The following is a 531-nucleotide window of genomic DNA, read 5'->3' as shown; positions in this document are numbered from 1 at the left end:
GATCTGGGGCGCGGTCTTCGGCGCGGTCGCCCACGCCATGACCGGCGGCCAACGGGACTTCACCTCGGCCAGCTCCCTGCGCGCCGGTCAGTACGCCGTCATCGTCGACGCGAGCCTCGCCGATCAGGCGCGGCAGCTGCTCGGCCGGCTGAACGTCTCCGCGCCCAGCCCGAACGTGCGCTGACCCGTCGTCGCGTGGCCCCGGCCCCCTCCGCGGCGCCGGGGCCGATCCCGTCGGGCCGCCCGGCCCCGCGGCGGCCTGGTGCCTGCCCGCCGGCCCCGGCGCACCGGGCGGACGTAGAGGTGCCACGGCGAGCCCGCCCGGCCCGTGCCGTGCACGTAGCGGTACGGCTCCCGGCGCAGGTCGAACTCCAGGGCCACCCCCTCGGGCTCCTCCGCGGGCGGTTCCGCGGCGTCCGGCCCGCCCAGTATCTCGGTCAGGGCGTCCTTCCAGTCGGGCGCCCCGCCGCGTCGCCCGGGCGCGGTGCCCGCCCGGGGGGCGGCCGGCGAGGAACTGGCCACCCGGGTCTG

The 531-nt window shown here is 79.5% G+C and carries 1 protein-coding gene and 1 pseudogene; one reads left to right on the top strand and one right to left on the bottom strand.

What is annotated here, in order from left to right:
• Positions 1-184: pseudogene (locus SM447_RS29925) on the top strand (general stress protein); the annotation flags it as partial.
• On the opposite strand, the gene SM447_RS29920 reads toward SM447_RS29925, so the two are convergent.
• The coding region (locus SM447_RS29920) for a hypothetical protein (RefSeq protein WP_474576213.1) at positions 124-531 on the bottom strand (408 nt) is incomplete at its 5' end. The pseudogene SM447_RS29925 and the gene SM447_RS29920 sit on opposite strands and share 61 nt — an antisense overlap.

This window comes from Micromonospora aridisoli (genome assembly GCF_056150025.1).
This window is presented reverse-complemented; position numbering and strand designations above follow the sequence as displayed.